Raw genomic sequence first — 19,446 nt, 5'->3', positions numbered from 1 at the left:
ATCCACTATGGTTTACTCCGAGGTAGTTTACTCAAGGGTAAACTACTTGCTGTCAGAGCGTGTACTGTGTCGTATGAGCACTGACTTGGGGACTGCTGAAGGGACGGAATCCCGCGAACTCGTGCACTTCGTTACCCAACAGACGCGGTTCGCGCTGATCAACAATATCCTCCAGCATCCCGATCAGCTACCCTCGATGTACGAACTCGAGGAACTCAACCCCAGCGTGAGCGACGCTACTGTCTACAAACACATCCAGAAGCTGATCGACGCAGGTATCGTCAAAGAGGTCGCCCTCGATGACGATCAGCGCCGGCAGGGCTACCCCTGGAAGTTCTACGGCCTCACAGAGGAGGGCCGAACCTTCCTCGACGAGCACAACCTGCTCGCCGCGGAGGAGACGCTCCAGCAAATCTACGACACTATCACTGACAAGCCCAAGAAGATGGTCAAGTACGAGAACGCCCCCCGCCCGGACGGCGCGTAACTCCTGCAGAATCGGCTCCGTGTCAGCACTTGATCACTGTTCGATTTCGTAGTCAGCCGCCAGCTCCTGGAACTCGTCCCACTCCGGGAGCCGAGTATCGTCGACCTCGCCGTGCGTCTCGAGGTAGCGCAGCAAGGCGTCGATTTCGTCTTCGAGGCCATACTTCGCCGCCTGCTCTCGGAGGTCCGCCTCGTCGACGTCGACGTGGCTGAGCAGGAGGAGACAGTACGAGCGGTGGCGGCTGCCGTCGTCGATCAGCATCGTGTGACAGCAGAGCTCCGCCGGCGAGACTGCGTCGAGGTCTTCGGAGTAGACGTAGTAGCGGTGGCCGGTGAGCAGGAACTGGAGGTCGAAGGCCGTGAATCGAGCGAGGCCGGTTTCGTGGAATCCCTCTGCCTCGATCTCCGTCTCAGCCTGGGCGAGGAATTCGTCGTAGTCCTCCCAGAGAATCGTGCCCTTCGGGGCGACGGATTCGAGGCGTTGACGATGTAGATGGTGTGCGAGTTCACGAGCGAACTCGTGGAGGCGGTCGAAGTCGGCGTTGAACTCGTAGCGGCCGTCGGCCGTCCCGACGAGCCCACGGTCGCGAAAACGCTTGAGGACGCGGTTGACCGTGTTGCGGTAGTTGTCGCTCCGGCCGGCGATCTCGGAGACGGTTCGCGGCTGGTCGAGGTAGTACAGCACCTCGAGTGCCTTGCTGGTCAGCAGTTCGGGGAAGTCGATGTGGGAGTGCTGACGGACGAGGTCCCGGTAGAGTTCGACGGCGCGAGCATCTGACGGGATGACTCGTTTTCGGCGGCCGTCGCGTTCCGTGTAGACGAGTCCCTTCTCGACGAGGTCGGCGACGGCACGAGAGAGGTAACTCTCGCTGTGGTCGAGCTTCGTCGCGAGTTCGGAGATCGTGTCGCCGCGGTCGACCGTGGCGAGGACCTCAAGTTCGATACGCCGGAGCACGGTGTAACATAGTACGAAACTTATATATAAATAAGTTTCGAGTAGTGTTACAGTCAGCAGGCACGAGAGCCGTCTCTATCGTCTTAACCAACAAAACTATGGATTCGCGGGTCGTGTTGGTTAACACGAGAGTAGCCGATGTCCTACGAACCCCCGACCCCACCGGCGAACCTCCCGACGGAGATCGTCAACACGCTCAACGAGTCGAGCCCGGAGCAGCTCCGAGACGTTGCGACGTACGCTGAGGCGCTCGCCGAGCACAAGGAACGAGAGGCCCGTCTTGAGGAGTCGGCAGATCAAGAAGAGGTCGAAGAGCGACTGGACGATCTCCCGGACGACGTCCCTGCAAAAGCGACGATCACGATCAAGGAAATCAACGACAATCGCTACTACTACTGGCAGTGGCGGGAGGGAGAGAAGATTCGTTCTCAGTACAAGGGTCCGGTCAACCCGGACGAGTAAAACTCGATGATGGAGGACACCCACCCCACGTTTCCGTCGTAACTGGATGTTGGTGGAGGGGGTGACGCTGATTTCGAAGGGACCACACCCCCCGCGTTTCCGTCGTTTCTCCACGACGGCGTAGGGGGAGACTACGATAGTGCTATGCAGCCACTAATTCTGTTGACCTAGAACCAATCTAGAGATGAACTAACTTCTGCAACACATAGATTAAAGTAGTATAGCTGAGAAACGCTCATTAAGTGTACTTCGACCAAGGAGGGGGCGAAGTACTTCGCCCCCTCAGATGAAACGATCCTTTCCAGCTGCGTCTGTAGGCGGCCAGTATTGGACGGCTAGGCCGCTCTCGTCTTTGGTATCTCGTCGTGGACGTCTTCTTCGAGCCCCCTCCCCACCTGTTCGGTGATTACGACGGAAACGTGGGGTGTGTGGGTTCGGGATTCGACATCGAGGCGACGCTTCCGTCTACGGGTTTCCTCCCTCACGTCGGAAACGCGGCTATATTGTCAGCAATCCAATTCCACCGAATTACGGCATTTCCCGCTGATATCGTACAAGTAACGTCGGAAACGCGGGGTGGCGTTCTCCACTAGATTTATACTCCCCCCGCTCACACCGTGTGATATTCAATGACGCCCGACTCTTCACCCAGTTCTGTCGACGATCCACTCTTTGAATCCGGGCATCGCATCTTCGCGAACAAGGATCTCCTGAAAATCGGCCACGTGCCGGAGGCTGACCGGATCGTCGGTCGCGACGAGGAAATCTCGAAGCTCGCGAAACGTCTCAACGGTGCTGTCCACGGGTACTCCCCGGAAAACGTGATGATCTACGGGAAAACTGGGACCGGTAAATCTCTCGTTTCAAAACACGTCTGCCAACGAGCTAAGAATGCCGCTCAGGATGGCGTCGAGATTGGAACCGCGTATATCGACTGTGCTGAAGACAACACGGAGACTCAAGCAATCTCCTCACTGGCCGCGAAGCTGAACGATGAATCTTCGACTGGAATCTCCGTCCCACATACCGGCCTCAGTACGTCGAAATACTACAAACTCCTCTGGAAGACGCTCGACGCCCAATTTGATTCTGTGATCATCATCCTCGACGAGATCGATCTGATGAACGACGACAGCGTGCTGATGAAGCTCTCGCGCGCTGAGGAGGCGGGAAAAATCGACTGTAGCGTCGGTGTCATCGCGATCAGCAACAAGATCCAGTACGTCGACAACGTGAACGAGCGCGTGAAAAGCAGCTTCCAGCACAAGGAGCTGTTCTTCAAGCCATACGACGCCAACCAGTTACGGGAGATTATGTTCAACCGTGAGGACGCCTTCCAGGACGGCGTCCTTTCCGAGGACGTGATTCCGCTCTCGGCGGCCTTCGCCGCGCAGGAGCACGGTGACGCTCGGAAGGCGATCGACATTCTTCGCCACGCCGGGGAGGTCGCCTACGAGGGCGGAGCAGAGCAGGTGACGGAGGAACACGTCCGCCAGGCACAGCAGCATGCCGAAAAGGACCGGTTCAGAGAACTCGTGAACGGCGCACCCACGCAGGCGAAGGCAGCGTTGCTGGCGCTCACGGAGCTGAGTGTCAACAGCAACGACGATGCGTTCCTCACGAGTCGGGTGTACGACCAGTACGAACGCATCTGCAACCATCTCGATATGGATATCCTCTCAGTCCGCCGGTTCCGCGACATCCTGAAAGAGCAAGCCTTCCTCGGGGTTGTCGAAATCGAGAAGATCAACAAGGGGAGTGCGGGCGGCATCCACCTCCAGAACCGACTCATCGAAGATCCCCAGGTCGTCCGCGAAACGATCCTCGAGGACAGCCGGATGCAGGATTGGACTCGCGAGTAGTGACCCCCTACTACTGAGTGAGTGCGGACGACGGAAATCCGGGGTGGGGCGTGAGGAAACGACGGAAACGAGGGGGGTCGAAAATTACGTCGGAAACGTGGGGTTGGATCGAAACGACGGAAACCAGGGGTGGAGTCCACTACGACAGTTCGTTGGAGGCTCCGAACGAGGTCAAAACGGCGCCCCTCTCACCGGAGAGCTCTCGGCGAATATCGGTTCGGTCCCACCCGAGCGGTGAAAGCACGCTCTCGACTGCTCTGACCAGCTGCGTCTCGTAGTACGAGGCGTCGTAGGTCTCGATCGCTTCGTGGGCGAGGGCGACCCGGTCTCGCGAGGATTTCTCGTCGTCGACGACGACGTACTCGATATCCTGGCCCGGGTGGACTGCCAGTTCCTGCTCACGAGCCCGTTTCAAGGCTGCCACGTTCTGGGTGTTCTGTGAGTAGCCTTCCAGGGGCTTCGAGACACGGTTCCGCTCGACGAGCTGCTCCACTGCTACGTTGCCCGCCTGCAGTTCGTCGATAGCTCGTTCGAGCCGTCCGAGCACTGCGTCCGGTGACCGCGTGGTATCGAGCCGGTCGAGACAATCCCGCTGGACGTCCTCGATGAACGGCGGGGTCGAACGCTGTCGGGCTTCGATACCTCTGACCTTGAAGTCGTCGTCGCCCGCGACCTTCCCGAAGTATTTCGTCAACGCACCAGCGTCGCTCTCGCGCTGCGGGACGAACGCCACCCAGTCGTAGTGAGCCTCGTGTTCGAGCCGAATCTCGACGCGTTCCGTAATCTCCGTCGCAAGCGTCCCGAGGTCCTCTCGGTCATCGTCGTCGACGTCGGGGTCAGGCGTCACCCAGATGGAGTCGACGATGCCGTGGACGACCCGCCAGCCGCCAGCTTCCAGCCGCTGTTTCGCCGTCAGCAGAATCTCACGAGCGAACGCGTTGATTGCTTCGTGACACTCGATGCGGCCGAATTTCGCGTTGCTGAACCCTTGATAGCCGAAGCAGGCGACGAGAATCCACTTCAGCGCTCCCGACCGCCCTTCGAGTTCCGCCAGCCGATCCTCATCGGGGTCGTCTCGTTCCTTCTCGCGACGGATGGCCGCCTTGATCTCGTCGCGAGCGTCGATGATCGGCTGGAGCACGTCGACGAGGTAACCCCGGTCGTCGCAGATCGAGTACCCGAGGCCGGGGACGTCGTCGCGGTCGCTGTGGCACTCACACCGGATGACGTCCGGTGAGACGTTCCGGGTACAGATGATGTTCGGGTACAACGAGGAGAAGTCGAGTTCGTGGACGTTCTCGTGAAGCCCGACCTCGGGCGCGAAGATGAAGCCGCCGCGGTCGGCATCGTGGAGCGTCCCCATCGGCTTGTAGAACTCGTGACGCCAGGAGTTCCACGGCACGAGGACGCCGCGGTCGTGGGCCTCGCAAATCTGGATCGCCGTGAGGACATTCCCGATCGATGCCCACGCGAGCTCCTGGACGGGCTTTTTCGAGCGCGACACGAGATCGAGGACGCCCTCGAGGTTCGTCTCCCCGTAGAAGAACGTGTTCGACTCGTCGATGATCGCCCGGCCGGGCACGTTGTACCGCGCCGGCGAGTGACCGACACGACCGTAGCTCGAGTACGTCGACCGGCTCGCAAGCTGCTGGTAATCGACGTCCGGCCACCGACTCAGCGAGAAGTCGTCGACGCCGGCGTCCGTCGCCATCTCGTACAGGGTCGGGACGATCTCGCTCGTCGAGCAGACGAGGACGTCCGGATCGTGTGCGTCGAGTGCCCCTTGGACGGCGGTCAGGATATCCGTCGGCGAGCCGGTAACAGTATCGCCGGCGACGGTCAACTCTCCGTAGACGTCGTTGTTCGTTTCGGTCACCGGAACACTGAGCCGGAGCGTCGACAGTTCGCTCGCCAGCGTCGGATCGGCGCCGGTTTCCAGACAGTACCGGAACTCTCGCGAGAAGTCGACGTTGAAACAGGCGAGATCCCCGACTGGATAGTCCGACAGCTGGCGTGCCTGCCGGGCGAGTGGGGTGACGCGGTCGATGTGGGCGACGTCGACTGCGAGAACGGCCTCCTCGTCTCGTCGAAAGCCGGGGCGTCGCGCAACCAGTTCGGTCGCGACGACGTCCGGGTGCTGGTCGTACACCGACTGGAGCGTCGTGAGATCGATGTCGGACGCTGGGTCGCGAGCGGCGACGTAGAAGCGGGGAGTGTAGTCATCGCGCTCGGTCGCGACGGCGCCGTTGGCGGTTGCCTCCCACTCCAGGACGCGGCCATCGTCTAGGAAGTCGATACTGAACGGCATCGTCACGGGTCCGAGTCTGGTGGGGCACTCTCTTGATCATCGCGTGCTGCGACCGCGGCTTCGAGCTCCTCGAGGCGCTCTTCGTGGTCGTCGAGTCGGGCCTCCTGTTCGAGATCGATGCTGAGTAGCGCCGGCAGCAGCGGATTCTGGTGGTTCAACAGCCCGCTCGCGTCGGCGTGCTCGCGGGCGTACTCGAACAGCCGGTCGAAGCGCGGCTGGTCGCGACGCCGCAGTGCCCGGCGGAACTCCGCCCACCGCTCTTCGATGGCCCGGAGCGCATCCCGGTATGTCGGGTTCGTCCGCCCCATCGCTATCGGCCTCCTGTCCCGGTCGCGGTCCACGCATCGAGCAAGGGATCCGTGGTGGCCGCCACCGTCTCACCGTCAGCGGTGACGCCTGTCCCGACACCCTCCGGAGTCGGCGTCGACGGCGTCGGCGTTGTCGGTTCCACGCCGACCTGCGTGGCGCGTGCCGCGAGCAGCTGCCGCCAGTACGCGAACGTCGTCTGGTAGTACGCGCCGTCGTCGACGGGATAGACGAGCGTCTCGAAGTCTTTGCCGACGACCCGTGGCCCCATCCGAGTCTGCTCGCACTCCAGGTGGTGGTCGGCGACCGTCGCGACTGACTCGGTGAATTCGTTTCGTTCGTTTCGCGTAACGAGCACCGGGGTGTCGTACCCCTCGGCGTAGGTCGACAACCGGGCAAGGGTTCGAGCCTGGAGGGTTTTCGCGTGAGTCTCGCCAAGGGTATCGTCGGCGCGGTACTGGGCGTCGACGGCCGGCGCGACGATGAGGGTGGGCGTGTGGGGCGACGTGTCCTCGTCACGACTTGGTTCCCCTCGACCGGCCGCCCCGGCGTCAGTGGTGGACATCTGGATCGACTTGTTCACTGCCGTCGGGAGATCACAGACGGCGCCGTAGTGCTGGTAGGCGGTGAATCCGCGGGCGACGTGAATTCGGTTGAGCAACCGTTGACTGGGCGCGATCTGGGCGAGTGTCGTCGTCGTCGCGTGCCCGTTTGCGTCAACCCAGAAGGCGGGCCCGTCGTGCAGGAGGAGATGGTCGAGTACGAGCGACTGCAGGATCGGGACGCCGCGGCCTCCCTCGACATCAAGCAGCGTGATGCCGTCGTCGAGCTGCGGCAACAACATTTCGTCCATAGCCGGATCGGCCTGATCAGCGAGGGACCGATTGCGGTCAGCGCCCCGTGTCGGCTGGTCCACTGCCAATCGGTTCGACGTTGAGTGTTCTCCCATACCCGATTAGTTGTCTACGTTCCCGATAAGCCGCGGCGTGGCGCTTCCGCGTTTCAGAGAAGAGCTGAGAGGTATGTAGAACCGGACCCAGGCAGCTGATTTCTGCTATTGTCCGACCGTTTCCGAGAACGTTTCCAGAGAGGAAGGCAGACAGTATCGTCGGTTTAACCAACAGACCGGGGATCCCAACTCGATTGTTGGTTAAGACTCCCTGAACGTAGGGTGATCTCGCCCTCACGTAATTCTGTTGACGGCCCCGCATATCCCCCGAGCCTACGATCTGATGTGATCGACGATTGTTCTCAGCGCGGTTACATCGTCGTTATTGTACTGTTTGAGTCGATCCCAGTCTGGTTCTTCGCCGTCGAGGAGATATCGCGTGTACTTGCTCCCGACCACAAACCCGTCGACGGTCGGGTCTTGATATTCAAAGCCGAGTGCGCTCGCTACGACGTCCAATTTATGCCGATTGAAGGGCCCAAAGAGTTCCTGTTGGGCAGTAATCCCGAGGTCGTGTGCTCGCTCCAGATGGTCGATCCCCTCAGTAATGCCGTGTTCGTCGAATCTGCGACTGAGACACTGTTCGTCGAAGTAGTTCCCTCCGTAGTAGATGATCGGCTCGGAGCCATGATCATCAAGGTACTCAGACAGATCCTGAAGAAGTGCTGACTCGTCGTCCGGCTCGAAGAATTGTCGGTACGCATCGTTCTGGTAACTGTAGGTGCCGACCAGCCAGATCCGATCCTGCTGAAGATCCGTTTCTATGTCCAAGAGGAGAGGCTCCGTATCGTGAAGGTCGTCGAAGGCGGACTTGTTTAGAATCACGACCTCATCGTTTTCGAAAGCCTGTCGATGAGCAATCCACCGGTCCACGTGCCATGACGAGGCTCCAGGGAGGGCTTCGAGTTCGGCACGCCGTTCTTCGGTAATTTCATCTGGGTTAGTGATCCCTAACTCACTGAACTGTTCTACTCGGTTTCTCCCGACCTGGACGAGATCAGTCAGGCGACTGCCTAGCAGATGGCGAGTGTCGTAGAACTCGTATTCGATTGACTCGTTCGAGGCGTCGATGGTGATGAGTGCGTATCTTCCTGGGTCGTCTACTCCGTCGTGGGACGCGATGTTGATCACCGTGCCGTACTCGAGGGTTTCAGCTCTACCTCCGAATTGATGGCAATGACCGCAGACGGTAGCTGGGGGCTGGATGTCGTCTATGAAGCTCCTGACGGCCTTCGACCCGATATGTTGTTGCCCGAATCGCTTCCCGATATCGAGAATGCCGAAGGGAGGAGTGTGTGTGACAAGAATCGGAGTTCTGTCTTCATAAGCGGTGCGGTGTTCGGAAAGGTGCCGTTGGACGTCGTCCTCGGTATAGGTGATGAGACCAGGTCCCTGGGTTGATCCTTCCTGGCCGATGAACACGAGATCCTCGTAGATGTATGGTGTCCTGTGGAGGTCGGTGGTAAATTCCGCATCGAACTGCGGGCCGGTTGACGGGGGGAAGTCGTCGTTTCCTCGGACATAGAGCGATTGTTGGTGCTTCGTGAGGCGAGCAAGTTCTGCAAGATGATCTGTCTCAGTATCGGCGTTTTTGAAACGTGAGAGGTCGTCGCCGGCATATAGTAGTAAATCTGGAGTTGGTTCAACAGTTTCGAGAATGGTGTAGAGATCGTCAATAGGTTGAGAGCGCCAGTCAGATACGGCGAGTATGTGGGTCATTTTGTATGAGCGTAGTTAGTGTGGCCTCTTCTATCGTTTGTTTAGGTGTACCGTTTGTCATTAGGAGATTCTCCTCCCCGTTGTCGTTAACCAACAACTCAGGCCCATCGGGACGATCTGTTGGTTAACGGTGAGATACCTGTGCGATTACGTTGAAGATGCTTCCCTCCGAACCCCTCGGTATGTGTGGCCGGAACTCGCTCTTCATCGACCAAGCAGACCTCGAGGCCCGCTTCGAAGCCGAGGTCGTCGCGGACGGCGGGTACACATCCCGATACAACATCGCGCCTGGCGACGACCTCCACATCATCACGAACGAGGCTTCCGACGAGATCGACGCCTACCACTGGGGGCTGATTCCGTTCTGGGCGGACGAACCCGAGGAGGGCATCATCAACGCTCGCTCCGAGACTGCCGACGAGAAACGCGTCTTCGAGCGGGCGTGGGAATCACGTCCCTGCCTCGTCCCCTCGTCAGGGTTCTACGAATGGAAATCGCCGAACGGCGGGTCGAAGCAGTCCTACCGGATTTACAGGGAGGACGACCCCGCATTCGCGATGGCCGGGCTCTGGGACGTCTGGGAGGGCGACGACCAGACGATCTCGTGCGTCACGATTCTCACGACGGAGCCGAACGGCCTGATGAACTCAATCCACGACCGGATGCCGGTCGTCCTCCCGCAGGACGCGGAATCTGACTGGCTCGCCGCAGACCCGGACACCCGCAAGGAACTGTGCCAGCCGTACCCGAAGGACGACCTGGACGCCTACGAGATTTCGACGCGGGTCAACAACCCCGGCAACGACGATCCCCAGGTCATCGAGCCACTGGACCACGAGCAATCGGGCCTCGGCGAGTTCAGTTCCTGATAGCTGACGGGGTCACCGTTACTGCATCGGTGACGCCGCCGCTGAATCGACGAGCGAGTACTCTCGGTCCCGACTCGTCCCTTCCGCCTCGAGAAGGTTGTACTGCTCCATCTTCGAGAGGTACGTGCGGATAGTCCGCTTCGTCCGTGGGTCATCGACGTCCTCGGTATAGCGCTCGTGAATCTCGCTCGGCCCGACTGGGCCGTGCTCGCGAACGATGTCGTAGACGACGCGCTGGTGCGGCGTGAGCGAGTCGAGGCTCTTCTGCTTGATCTGGGCCCGAGCATCCTCGGCGGCGTCCAGGAGAATATCGTCGGTGATGCGCTCGTGGTTCTCGCGATCGGCCTTGCCGGCGGCCGTTCGGAGGATGCCGATAGCGAGGCGGGCGTCGCCGGCGGCCGCGTCGGCGATCCGGTAGAGCTGGTCGTCGGTGATGACGTCCTCATCGAGGCCCCACTTCGCCCGCGCACTCAGAATGTCGTACAGCTGCTCGTCGTGGTACTTGTCCATCCGGACGTGTTCGCTGGAGCGCAGGCGGCTCACGAGGCGGTCGTCGACGCGGCTGAACAGCTCCTCTTCCTTGTTCGCGATGCAGATGATCGCGAACTGCGGGAGGCTGTGGAGGTCGTAGATGACGCTGGGGTCTTCGAGCTGGTCGACCTCATCGAGGATGACGACGGTTCGCGGGCCGTCATGCTGCTGGAGGCGGTCGACGAGTTCGTCGTGGGGCGTCGACTGCCGGTGGATGTCGATGGTCTCGCCGAGGTCGTCGAGGATCTGGTAGAGCGTGCGGAACCGCGTGTAGTTGCGCCAGCAGTTGACGTAGGTGGTCTCGACGTCGAGGACCTCTTCCCGGAGTCGTTCGGTGACGAATTGCGAGATGCAGGTCTTGCCGGCGCCGCTGGGTCCAGTGACGATGGCCGTGTCGGCGGGTTCCCCGTTCGTGATGGGCTCAAGAACGCTGGAAAGGTGGTTGACTTCGGCGTCGCGATGCTCAACTTCCCGAGGGACGAACCCGGCGCGGAGTACGCGAGCATCGCGGATCATTATGTTAGTAAGTGACTGGTTCTGCGTCAGGCCATAAATACGTGACCGGGTTGTTTCCGGAAAGCAAATCTCACCAATTGGCCATCGTTGAATACCGGGTCTCTTTGTGGTGATCCGGAAGGAATCTGTCGTGATGGCTTTTCGGAAGTTCACGAAAACACGAACCTTCCTGAATAGCAAATATCCCCTTGGGTTTAAATATCCAAATTGCGATGTATCGCCTGTGACACCCAACGAAAACGACCCTGTCACCAACGCCCCAACCGTCGAGGTGCAAAGCCCCACCGGAAGCCTTGACGTGAATACCCTTATCAAATCAAACGGGGAAGACGATCCGTTTGCTGGCCTGTTCGAGGACACTACAGACGGCTCCGATACAACATCAGTTCCAACCGCAAACCAGCAAAACCCGGATGTCGTCGATCTCGGAAAAGACCTCCTCGCCGGATACGCCGACTGGAAAGGTGGACAAGTTGACCATGATCCACACGATGATCCACTTCGTTACCTTTGGCACGACGCCCCTGAACTCATTATCGCTGCCGCTGTGGCAGGCTATTTCACATACAAGGGTGCTCAAGGACTTGGTGGCCTAGTTTCATCAGGTTCAACAACAGATGAGACCGGCACGTCGACGCAGCCGCGTCTCCCTCTGGAAGATCGGCCGTATCGGGTGTTTGTGAGTCACTCGTGGAAGTACTCCGAACAGCGTGAACGCATCGAGGAGTTCCTCGATGATGAAAATCGGCTGGACTGGCAGAACTTCAGTGTCCCAGAGGACGATCCGATGGAGTTTGAAGATAAGAATGATCTTCGTCAGCAGCTCTATCAGCAGGTTGGGCAGGCAAATGTGGTCGTCGTCGTCGCTGGGATGTACGTCTCGCACAGCGAGTGGATCGAGGAGGAGATTGAGATGGCAGACCATTTCGAGAAACCTATTATCGGTGTGCGACCGAACGGGAACGAGCGACTTCCAGCTGTGGTAAAGGAGGAAGCCGATGAGATTGTCGGTTGGCGGCAGAAGTCTATCGTGAACGCCATCGCGAAGCATGCATAATTCACCCTCGGTCGAGTATGGCCCAAGACAGAGGGATGGCCGTACACGATCTTCACCCAAACGGCCAGTGCGTGATAAGACGCTCATCAATCAGTATAGGCACTACGCAGAAAGCGCAATGGCGACCGAACAGCGTTTGGAACTGAACTGTTTCTACGGTCCCCTATTCTTAGGATGGCGCAAAGCATCATTCGCCGACACCTTAGCGGAATATGTCTGAACCAACTGACGAGACCTCTGGCGAGAGCGAGCCGAATAATGCAAATCTTGCCGAAAATACCGAGGACAAAGACACGCCTGAAACAGAGCCAGAACACCCCGAAGAGGTTACTGGGGGAGACCCGGCTGAATCGGCCGAGCCCAATGCCGTAGAGAATGGGCCGTTAACGGATCTGAACGACGAAGAGACGGATCGCTTGATGGATCAATACATCCACTATGGGGAGGTGGCAATCGAGACTGCGAATCAGCGGGTTCAGATGAACCGATTTTTCGGCTTGATTTTGACGTCGATACTAGCCGGACTCTTCGCTCTCGCCCGAGGAAATTTGACGACTACGAGTGCTGCAATCGTTCTATTCGCCTCTGGATTTGGAAGTCTGATCTGTTACTTTTGGTATCAGAGTTTACAGTCGTATCGCCGGCTGAACAAGGCCCGATATGCTATTCTCAACCAAATCGAGTCTGCCCTTCCTGTCCAAATGTATCTTGATGAATGGCGCTACCTCAAGCGGGAAAAGCCCGATCCGGAAATCGTTGAGCCCCGACCTGATGACGACCCAGATCACCGCTCGCATACGATTGTCGAACAGTGGTTTGTCCGTCTCCTTGCCGCTGGATATCTTACTGTCGGAGGATACGCTGGCGGGTTCATTCTAACTCCTTTGCTCACGAATGCAGGCTATTCCCTTCCGTCTCCGACCACAGTCGGGCTAATAATCGGTGCAACCGTTATGGTTGGTTCGATAGGGCTATTCTGGATGCGGAGCTGATGACACCTACTATGAAACGATTCGATATTGGAGACACGGTCCGAATCGATATCCCGGACGAGACAGATCCAGATCACGAGCGCCTCCATGGACGTCGAGGAACAGTCGTTGAGATCATCTCAGACGATGCGGGAGCTGTGACTGATGATCAACGAGAGGGCTATCTTTTTCGGATTGAAATCGCTAATGGTGACACCGTTGACGCTCGCTGGCGGGATCTTCGGCCAGTTTGATTGACTATTGTCTGGTGCCACCTCTGTAGGGAGGTCACTAAACACTAAGTTCGCGTACTGAATACATCTCGGCATTACGATGCTCTCACTTCCTCCGCTTGTCGATAACGCCAACAGAACACTAGAAGACGCTTACAAACGGATTATTCCCCAGATTGAGGAAGGCCGTATCGCAACTGGCTACTTTTATCTCTCAGGATTTGACCTCTACCGGGAAGACCTTGAAAACCTGGCTGACCCCGATGAGCTCGGCCACGCTCCGCTTCGGATTTTGATGGGTCGTCAGACGAATAGGGGAACTGCTGACGAAATCGGTGAGGGACAGAATCTCAAAGAGGAACTCAAAAGAGAGGTGAGAGAAAGCATCTCGGAGCTGAATAACGCTCAGATCGGCCGAATAGACCGGCTGCGAGACTTTATCGCCGAAGGCGAGGTGAGCGTCCGTGTGCGAAATCCTGAAAACGGTTACTTCCACGCAAAGGGTGCATCATTTCGAGCGCCACTCGAAGATGACGAAGATTGGGGACACGACGGGGATGAAGACACCCGCCCATGTGCTACAGTTGTCGGCTCCTCGAACTTCACCAAGAGCGGCCACCAGAACAACATCGAGCTGAACCTCACGAGCCAGGATCGACACAAGGCCGAAGCGTTCGAGGAGTGGTACGACAACCAGTGGGCCAACGCTGAGGAGTTCAGTGAGGAGATCATCCGAATCATCGAGAATAGCGAGGAGTATAAGGACTGGAAGGAACAGCAGGAGGACGAGTCCGACCAGGAGACGTCATCTGAGGAGCTGGGCACGTATCTCGAACCGTTCGAACTCTACAAGCTGCTCGCCTACGACGAACTGAGTGGGAACGTCAACATCCGTGACAGCCCACTGTACTACTTCCAGAAGCTCGGGTACGAGAGTGCAAAGGAGAAGCTCTCCCAGTTCAACGGGTGCATTGTCTCCGACTCGGTCGGCCTGGGGAAATCATTTATTGGGGGTGAACTCCTCCACGACTACCGCCAACGTGGCGACCACTGTCTCCTCATTGTCCCGGCCAATCTGACTGATCAGTGGGAAGACCTACTCCAGAACGACACTGACGAAGACGGCAATCCGTACTTCGGGTTAGAGGTAGACGGCACGCACCTTGACGTGATGAGTATCAGCAAGTTCCAGAATCTCTCCTACGACGAGGTGCAGGACCTCAAAGACGGGTTCGATGTCCTGCTTATTGACGAGGCCCATCGGTTCCGGAACTACGGGAAGTGGCGACCGAACCCGGACCACGATGACGACTACAAGGGGACGCGACGACACGCGAATCTCAGGCAACTCCGCGGAAAGACGATGATTATGCTGACCGCGACCCCGATCAATAACAGCGCTACCGACCTAAAGAACCTCATCAGCTTGTTCACCAGCCCGGAGGAACTTCGGAACAAGGCGTCACTCGACTTTGATGCGTTCGGCGAATATATCGAACTCTCGGAGACGCGAAAACGCATCGCATCCGGGAAAGAAGAGGTCGGCGACGACGAACAGCAAGAACTCTCCGAGCAGCTACAGCGACACTCCTCTGAGATTTCGAATATCCTGAATGAAGTGATGGTTCTCCGGACACGCAAGCACGTCAAAGACCAGATACAGGACAGCGAAGACTTCGAGATGAGCTTCAAGCCGCCGAAACTCAACAAGCAACAGTACTCCCTGCCGGCGGCCTACCAGCCAATATATCGGATGCTTCCCGACGTGATGGACGCCCTCCACCTACCCCACATCACAGTCAAAAACCCGAAAGCAGGGAGCACGCTGAAAGCTCTCTACAAGCTGAACCTCCTCAAACGGCTCGAGTCCTCAACGTACGCGTTCGTCCAGTCGATCGAGACGCTACATCAGAGCGAACGCCAGCTTCTCGGTCTTCTTGGTGAACTCCCCGAAGACGAAGACATCGATATGCTCCGAACTGTTCGGGAGGGGGATGACTCTGAACTCGGTGACTTTGTCGAAGGAGCCGACGCTGCTGAAGATCTCGAACAAACACTCGAAGAATTCGGTTTCGATACCACCGCTATTCAATCGGAAGAAGGAGCTGATACCGAGGGAGATGAACTGGCAGACGCCACCATCGGCGAGGTGAAGACATACATCAGGGAGGACCTCACCCTTCTCTCATACTTCCTCTCGCAGTTCATCGGTGATGTGGCCCGTGATGCGAGTGATTTGAGCGATTATGCAGTCTCCACGCGCCAATGGCTCGCTGACCACGGCGCTGGTGTCCTCCCAGATATTCCTGAAGAAGAGATGAATCCGATTCTCTACCCGAATAGTGACTTGAGCAAAGTCGACCCTGCTACACGCGACTTTTACGAGGCCGTCTTTTCACTCCGCGAGTTCCGCGACCCGAAGATCGACCGACTTGCAGATGTCCTCACTAACCACGATCAGAAGGTGCTCATCTTCACGCAGTATCGGGCAACTGCAGACTACGTCTATCGAACCCTCTGTGATAACGAGGATTCACCACTCACAGAGGCGAACAGTGCCGTCGTCAAGGGTGGCGACGAGAATAAACAGGACATCATTCAACGCTTTGCCCCCGAGGCGTCAGGCTATCAGCAAACGCTCGCCGAGTCGGGGGACTCAGAGCTACAGTACGTAGTGGCCACTGACACGCTGAGTGAAGGGGTTAATCTTCAAGACGTTCATGTGGTGGTCAATTACGACCTGCCGTGGAACCCCATGCGGATTGTCCAGCGTGTCGGGCGAGTCGACCGGATCGGGAGTACCGCCGAGAAACACGTCCACAACTTCTACCCGGACGGCGACATCGAGGCGGCGATTAAGCTCCTGAAACGCCTACAGGCAAAGATCAACGATATCGCGCTCATCGTCGGAAAGGAGAACAACATCCTCGATCCGAACGAAGACCAGGTTCTTGAAAAGACGGGTGTAGACACGGAGAAGACTATCGGGGAATTGCAGGTGGACGAGATCGAGGACTCCCTCCAGAAATCCCGTGAAATTGACGACGTGAATGAACTCGACGACACGAGCAAGAATCCGCTCCTCCGCAATGCTGGGAGTAATGAACACGCTGCGTTCGAGCGGTACCTTCTGAAGCGAGAACTGAACGAGGATTATGACCTGACTGCGGAAGACTTCGAGTACGCTGAGGACTTCTTCGATGACCCGCCCGAAGAACGGGAATTCCTCTACACGAATGTAACTGACCACGATGCCGGTCCTCGTCCGGGCGTGTTCGCCCTTGCCCACCTCTGGTTTGACGATGATGACCACGAGTCCCCGCTTGGTCGCGTCCGTCGTGCTTTCTACTACAAGCCCTTCGCCGACGAGGTCAAAGAGCGGCCCGTGAGCACGCTCAACATTGACCCTTCAGTTAACGGCGAACCGATCACCGGAAATCCAGATACGGTGTTGTCGAACCGTGAGGAGATTCAAGCAGTGCTTGACGAGCGTCTTGAGGTGATTCGAGAAGGCCAGGTTGAGGGAGCCTTCAAACAGGGAGAGGCCTTCTCGAAGGAACAGGAGACAATCCTCGATTTCATCAGTCGCTACGTTCAGCCGAATTACGGCGATGAGCCGGCCCCTGTCGAAGAGTTCGAAACGCTAGGAGAATGGGCTACCGACATCGAAGAGCGGCTGCAGGAGGTAAAGCTGGCGAACACAGATGAAGACCGAATTCTACGGGAGATCTTTCGCCAGAACGAGCAGTACGACTCTTTCCCAGAGTGGCCAACCGGGGAGTTCCTCAGTCAGCTTGAGGAGTTCTTGGACGAGAACGTCGAAGCCTCTACTGAATACCAGACGAAACTGATGGGAGAAAGTGATGTACAAGCGAAGCTCGTATGCTGGGGGGTTGTCGGACAGTGATTCGGGAGCTACGGTAGGGGCCCCTTCTGATCCAGTAAATCATATTTCTCCAAGACCAGGTCGAAGTACATCTCGTCCATCAGCTTCGGATTTTCAACGCGATGGAAGTCGTCGAGGACAAACTTCACGTCACGACGTTCCAGGCCATACGCGTGGAATGCGGCCGCGTCGATTTCAGCCTGTAATTTTCTACGTTCTTGACCTTCTACTGCTGCCTCGATTCCGCCGAGTCGCTCACGCATTTCTCTGAATTCTTCCCCGTAACAGTTCAACCGGGCAGCTCGTTCAGCGATATAATGGAACCAGTCATCACCGTCGGTGAGACGTGGTAGCTGGGATTCCAATAACTCTCGCTTGATGATGTGCGTCTCGACCTTGGTCCGCATCAGGAAATCGAACGCAATGCTATTCAGGAGTCCAGTCGCCACGAAGAGTTCCTGATCCGTGAATCGCCGGATGTAGGGTGACCGAAGCGGAGACTCTGAGAGGTGTCCCTCTTTGGGCCTAATATCGAACGGTTTGAACGTGTTAATCGTATGGAGGCAGATGATGTCTTTCGGGAGTACAGTGGCGATTATCGTCCGCTCATTTGTGGAGTTCGTAACGTCTCGAATTCCGACGCGATACTCGTCACAATCAAGGAGTACATCTTCTTCTTCTAATCCGTGGCCACGATGTTCCTTGAGGAGTTCGTCCACGAATTGTACTTGTGACTTGCTGGTTTCTGGCCCACCGAATGCCTCGTAGATTGCTCGTTTCAGGTGGCCTCTATTGAACTTCTTTTCCCGGACACGATATTGTGCACTATTCGGCGGATCCTGGAGTCCCTTACTCCAGTACTCAGGACCCGCTAAGTCACTATTGAGGCTATTATCGTGCTGGAATTGATGGATATTTTTACCCCCGTAAACTGGGTAGTCAGCACCTTCAGGTGTATTCTGTAATCGGTCCTTGTCAGTCGATTCTACAAATTCCTTCGTCAGCATATCTACTGACCAGGCCCCCTCCACCCCTTCTCCCAAAGACGGTTGGTCAACCACTTTCTCTAAGACGCTTGCTTCCATCTGTGAGGTGATTGAAGGGAATATCCGCCCCTCAGGCGAGTAGCTAAGAAGCACCTCTCGTGGGATAGTAACTGCTTCCTCCTCGATTCGATATACGATGTCCATGTTATGCTGGTTGAAGAGGCCGCGAAGTACTGACGTCCTCCCTCCGTATTTAAACGTCAGTACAGCAAATCGATAGCGATCGTCAATCGCCTCAAAGATGCCCTTATTTTCGAATCCAATGAGATTCTCTACGTCTGTGTGATCCAGTAGATGTGTCCGGAGGTCTTTCCCCATCACTCCACCGAAGATAGTTCCCGGGAGGAGCAGACTCACCCTCACGCCGTCTCGAGAGAGTCTGAAGACCCGCTCTAGAAAGAGAGCAGACAGTTCATTTTTTGTCGGCATCGTCCGACCGCCCACCACCGGAGATTGGAGCTTGTAGACGTCTCCCTGCGTGAAGAAGTCTGCCTGAGTTTCCATCGAGCCCTTGTAGTCCTCCCATTCCCACGCAACTTCTGGGCTTGAGAGGAGGTTTTCCATCACACCGTCTTTTTCCTCCGACGGATAGGTACGGAACTGCTCATCGTAGCGGATGAAGAAGTCGTCGCGATTCGCGTAGAGCATGTCCCATGGTGGGTTCCCGATGAACACGTCGAATCCACCTTTTTCGAAGACGTCGGCGAACTCCAACGGCCAGTGGAAGGGGGACCACTCCCGAATTTCCTCGATCGTTATGTCGTCAAAGCCAGCGTCTTGAAATTCTCGCTGAAGGATTTTGTCAAATTTGTCCCGGTGTTCCTCTATTCTGTCTTCTGCCTCCTTCCGCCATTCTTGAGCTTCAACACTGGTTTCCGCTTTCTTGTGCTTCTTGATGGCCTCTTTCACGTCCTCAAAACGAGTTTTCACCTCCCAAGAATCGAGATCGCTGTCTCCGTCTTCGTTACTTTCGATGTCCGTATCGAGTTGACCAATTAGGCTGTTGCCCTGTCGTACGTTGAAATCGATGTTGGGGAGCGGCTCCACCTCGCTCGGTTCATCCTCGATATCAGCGACCATCGACAACCAGAGCCTGAGCTTGCAAATCTCAACAGCACCTTCGTCGATATCGACTCCGTACAAATTGTTGAGTATGGCCGTTCGCTTTGCGTACAGTGATGAGGAGCCTTTTCCAGACTCGATTTCCTCAATCTCTTCTCGCGTTCTGGATTCTAGCTCCCAGCCTTGCCCTTCAGCCTCGAGCCGCTGGAAATACTCAATACATTGCAT

At 57.1% G+C, this 19,446-nt stretch carries 15 protein-coding genes; 8 read left to right on the top strand and 7 right to left on the bottom strand.

Annotation, left to right across the window (positions count from 1 at the left end; translation table 11 throughout):
* Nucleotides 1-73 precede the first annotated feature (73 nt).
* Nucleotides 74-487 carry a PadR family transcriptional regulator gene (locus tag ACNSN4_RS16065; RefSeq protein WP_418286855.1) on the top strand — a complete coding sequence of 138 codons (414 nt, stop codon included), beginning with the start codon at nt 74-76 and terminating at the stop codon, nt 485-487.
* A gap of 33 nt (nt 488-520) precedes the next feature.
* Here the strand turns inward: ACNSN4_RS16065 and ACNSN4_RS16060 are convergent, their stop codons facing one another.
* Nucleotides 521-1,441, bottom strand: coding sequence for a helix-turn-helix transcriptional regulator (locus ACNSN4_RS16060; protein ID WP_418286854.1), 921 nt, complete (start codon nt 1,439-1,441; stop codon nt 521-523).
* Between the two features lie 138 nt (nt 1,442-1,579).
* Here ACNSN4_RS16060 and ACNSN4_RS16055 point away from each other — a divergent pair, with 138 nt between their 5' ends.
* Nucleotides 1,580-1,903 carry a DUF6788 family protein gene (locus ACNSN4_RS16055; protein WP_418286853.1) on the top strand — a complete coding sequence of 108 codons (324 nt, stop codon included), beginning with the start codon at nt 1,580-1,582 and terminating at the stop codon, nt 1,901-1,903.
* Nucleotides 1,904-2,532: 629 nt separating this feature from the next.
* A complete protein-coding gene (gene orc4, locus ACNSN4_RS16050; protein ID WP_418286852.1) occupies nt 2,533-3,765 on the top strand; it encodes a DNA replication protein Orc4 in 1,233 nt (410 codons plus the stop codon).
* A 139-nt stretch (nt 3,766-3,904) separates the two neighbouring features.
* Here the strand turns inward: orc4 and ACNSN4_RS16045 are convergent, their stop codons facing one another.
* The 4 genes from ACNSN4_RS16045 to ACNSN4_RS16030 form a co-directional block, all read right to left on the bottom strand.
* Nucleotides 3,905-6,073: a type B DNA-directed DNA polymerase gene (locus tag ACNSN4_RS16045; RefSeq protein WP_418286851.1), complete on the bottom strand. Its 2,169-nt coding sequence runs from the start codon at nt 6,071-6,073 to the stop codon at nt 3,905-3,907.
* A gap of 2 nt (nt 6,074-6,075) precedes the next feature.
* Nucleotides 6,076-6,381 (bottom strand): DUF8156 family protein, encoded by a 306-nt coding sequence (locus ACNSN4_RS16040; protein ID WP_136718530.1) that lies wholly within the window; start codon nt 6,379-6,381, stop codon nt 6,076-6,078.
* 2 nt (nt 6,382-6,383) lie between these two features.
* Nucleotides 6,384-7,223, bottom strand: a complete 840-nt coding sequence (locus ACNSN4_RS16035) for a hypothetical protein (protein ID WP_418286926.1) — start codon at nt 7,221-7,223, stop codon at nt 6,384-6,386.
* 378 nt (nt 7,224-7,601) lie between these two features.
* Entirely contained in the window at nt 7,602-9,047 is a 1,446-nt protein-coding gene (locus tag ACNSN4_RS16030) for a ribonuclease H-like domain-containing protein (protein ID WP_418286850.1), read from the bottom strand.
* 182 nt (nt 9,048-9,229) lie between these two features.
* Here ACNSN4_RS16030 and ACNSN4_RS16025 point away from each other — a divergent pair, with 182 nt between their 5' ends.
* A complete protein-coding gene (locus tag ACNSN4_RS16025) occupies nt 9,230-9,916 on the top strand; it encodes an SOS response-associated peptidase (RefSeq protein ID WP_418286849.1) in 687 nt (228 codons plus the stop codon).
* Nucleotides 9,917-9,934: 18 nt separating this feature from the next.
* Here the strand turns inward: ACNSN4_RS16025 and ACNSN4_RS16020 are convergent, their stop codons facing one another.
* Nucleotides 9,935-10,963: a Cdc6/Cdc18 family protein gene (locus ACNSN4_RS16020; protein ID WP_418286848.1), complete on the bottom strand. Its 1,029-nt coding sequence runs from the start codon at nt 10,961-10,963 to the stop codon at nt 9,935-9,937.
* 223 nt (nt 10,964-11,186) lie between these two features.
* Here ACNSN4_RS16020 and ACNSN4_RS16015 point away from each other — a divergent pair, with 223 nt between their 5' ends.
* The 4 genes from ACNSN4_RS16015 to ACNSN4_RS16000 all read left to right on the top strand — a co-directional run bounded on the left by ACNSN4_RS16015 (nt 11,187) and on the right by ACNSN4_RS16000 (nt 17,131).
* Nucleotides 11,187-12,020 carry a TIR domain-containing protein gene (locus tag ACNSN4_RS16015; protein ID WP_418286847.1) on the top strand — a complete coding sequence of 278 codons (834 nt, stop codon included), beginning with the start codon at nt 11,187-11,189 and terminating at the stop codon, nt 12,018-12,020.
* Between the two features lie 212 nt (nt 12,021-12,232).
* Nucleotides 12,233-13,012, top strand: a complete 780-nt coding sequence (locus ACNSN4_RS16010) for a RipA family octameric membrane protein (protein WP_418286846.1) — start codon at nt 12,233-12,235, stop codon at nt 13,010-13,012.
* An 11-nt stretch (nt 13,013-13,023) separates the two neighbouring features.
* Complete coding sequence (locus ACNSN4_RS16005; RefSeq protein ID WP_418286845.1) at nt 13,024-13,245, top strand: DUF8139 family protein; 222 nt, start codon at nt 13,024-13,026, stop codon at nt 13,243-13,245.
* Nucleotides 13,246-13,324: 79 nt separating this feature from the next.
* Nucleotides 13,325-17,131: a helicase-related protein gene (locus ACNSN4_RS16000; RefSeq protein WP_418286844.1), complete on the top strand. Its 3,807-nt coding sequence runs from the start codon at nt 13,325-13,327 to the stop codon at nt 17,129-17,131.
* An 8-nt stretch (nt 17,132-17,139) separates the two neighbouring features.
* Here the strand turns inward: ACNSN4_RS16000 and ACNSN4_RS15995 are convergent.
* Nucleotides 17,140-19,446 (bottom strand): Eco57I restriction-modification methylase domain-containing protein (locus tag ACNSN4_RS15995; RefSeq protein ID WP_418286843.1); only part of this gene is annotated, 2,307 nt, incomplete at its 5' end.

Source organism: Halorubrum marinum (assembly GCF_048381195.1).
Lineage (GTDB): Archaea > Halobacteriota > Halobacteria > Halobacteriales > Haloferacaceae > Halorubrum.
The sequence above is the reverse complement of the archived record's forward strand: the minus strand, read 5'-3'. Positions and strand labels throughout refer to the sequence as shown.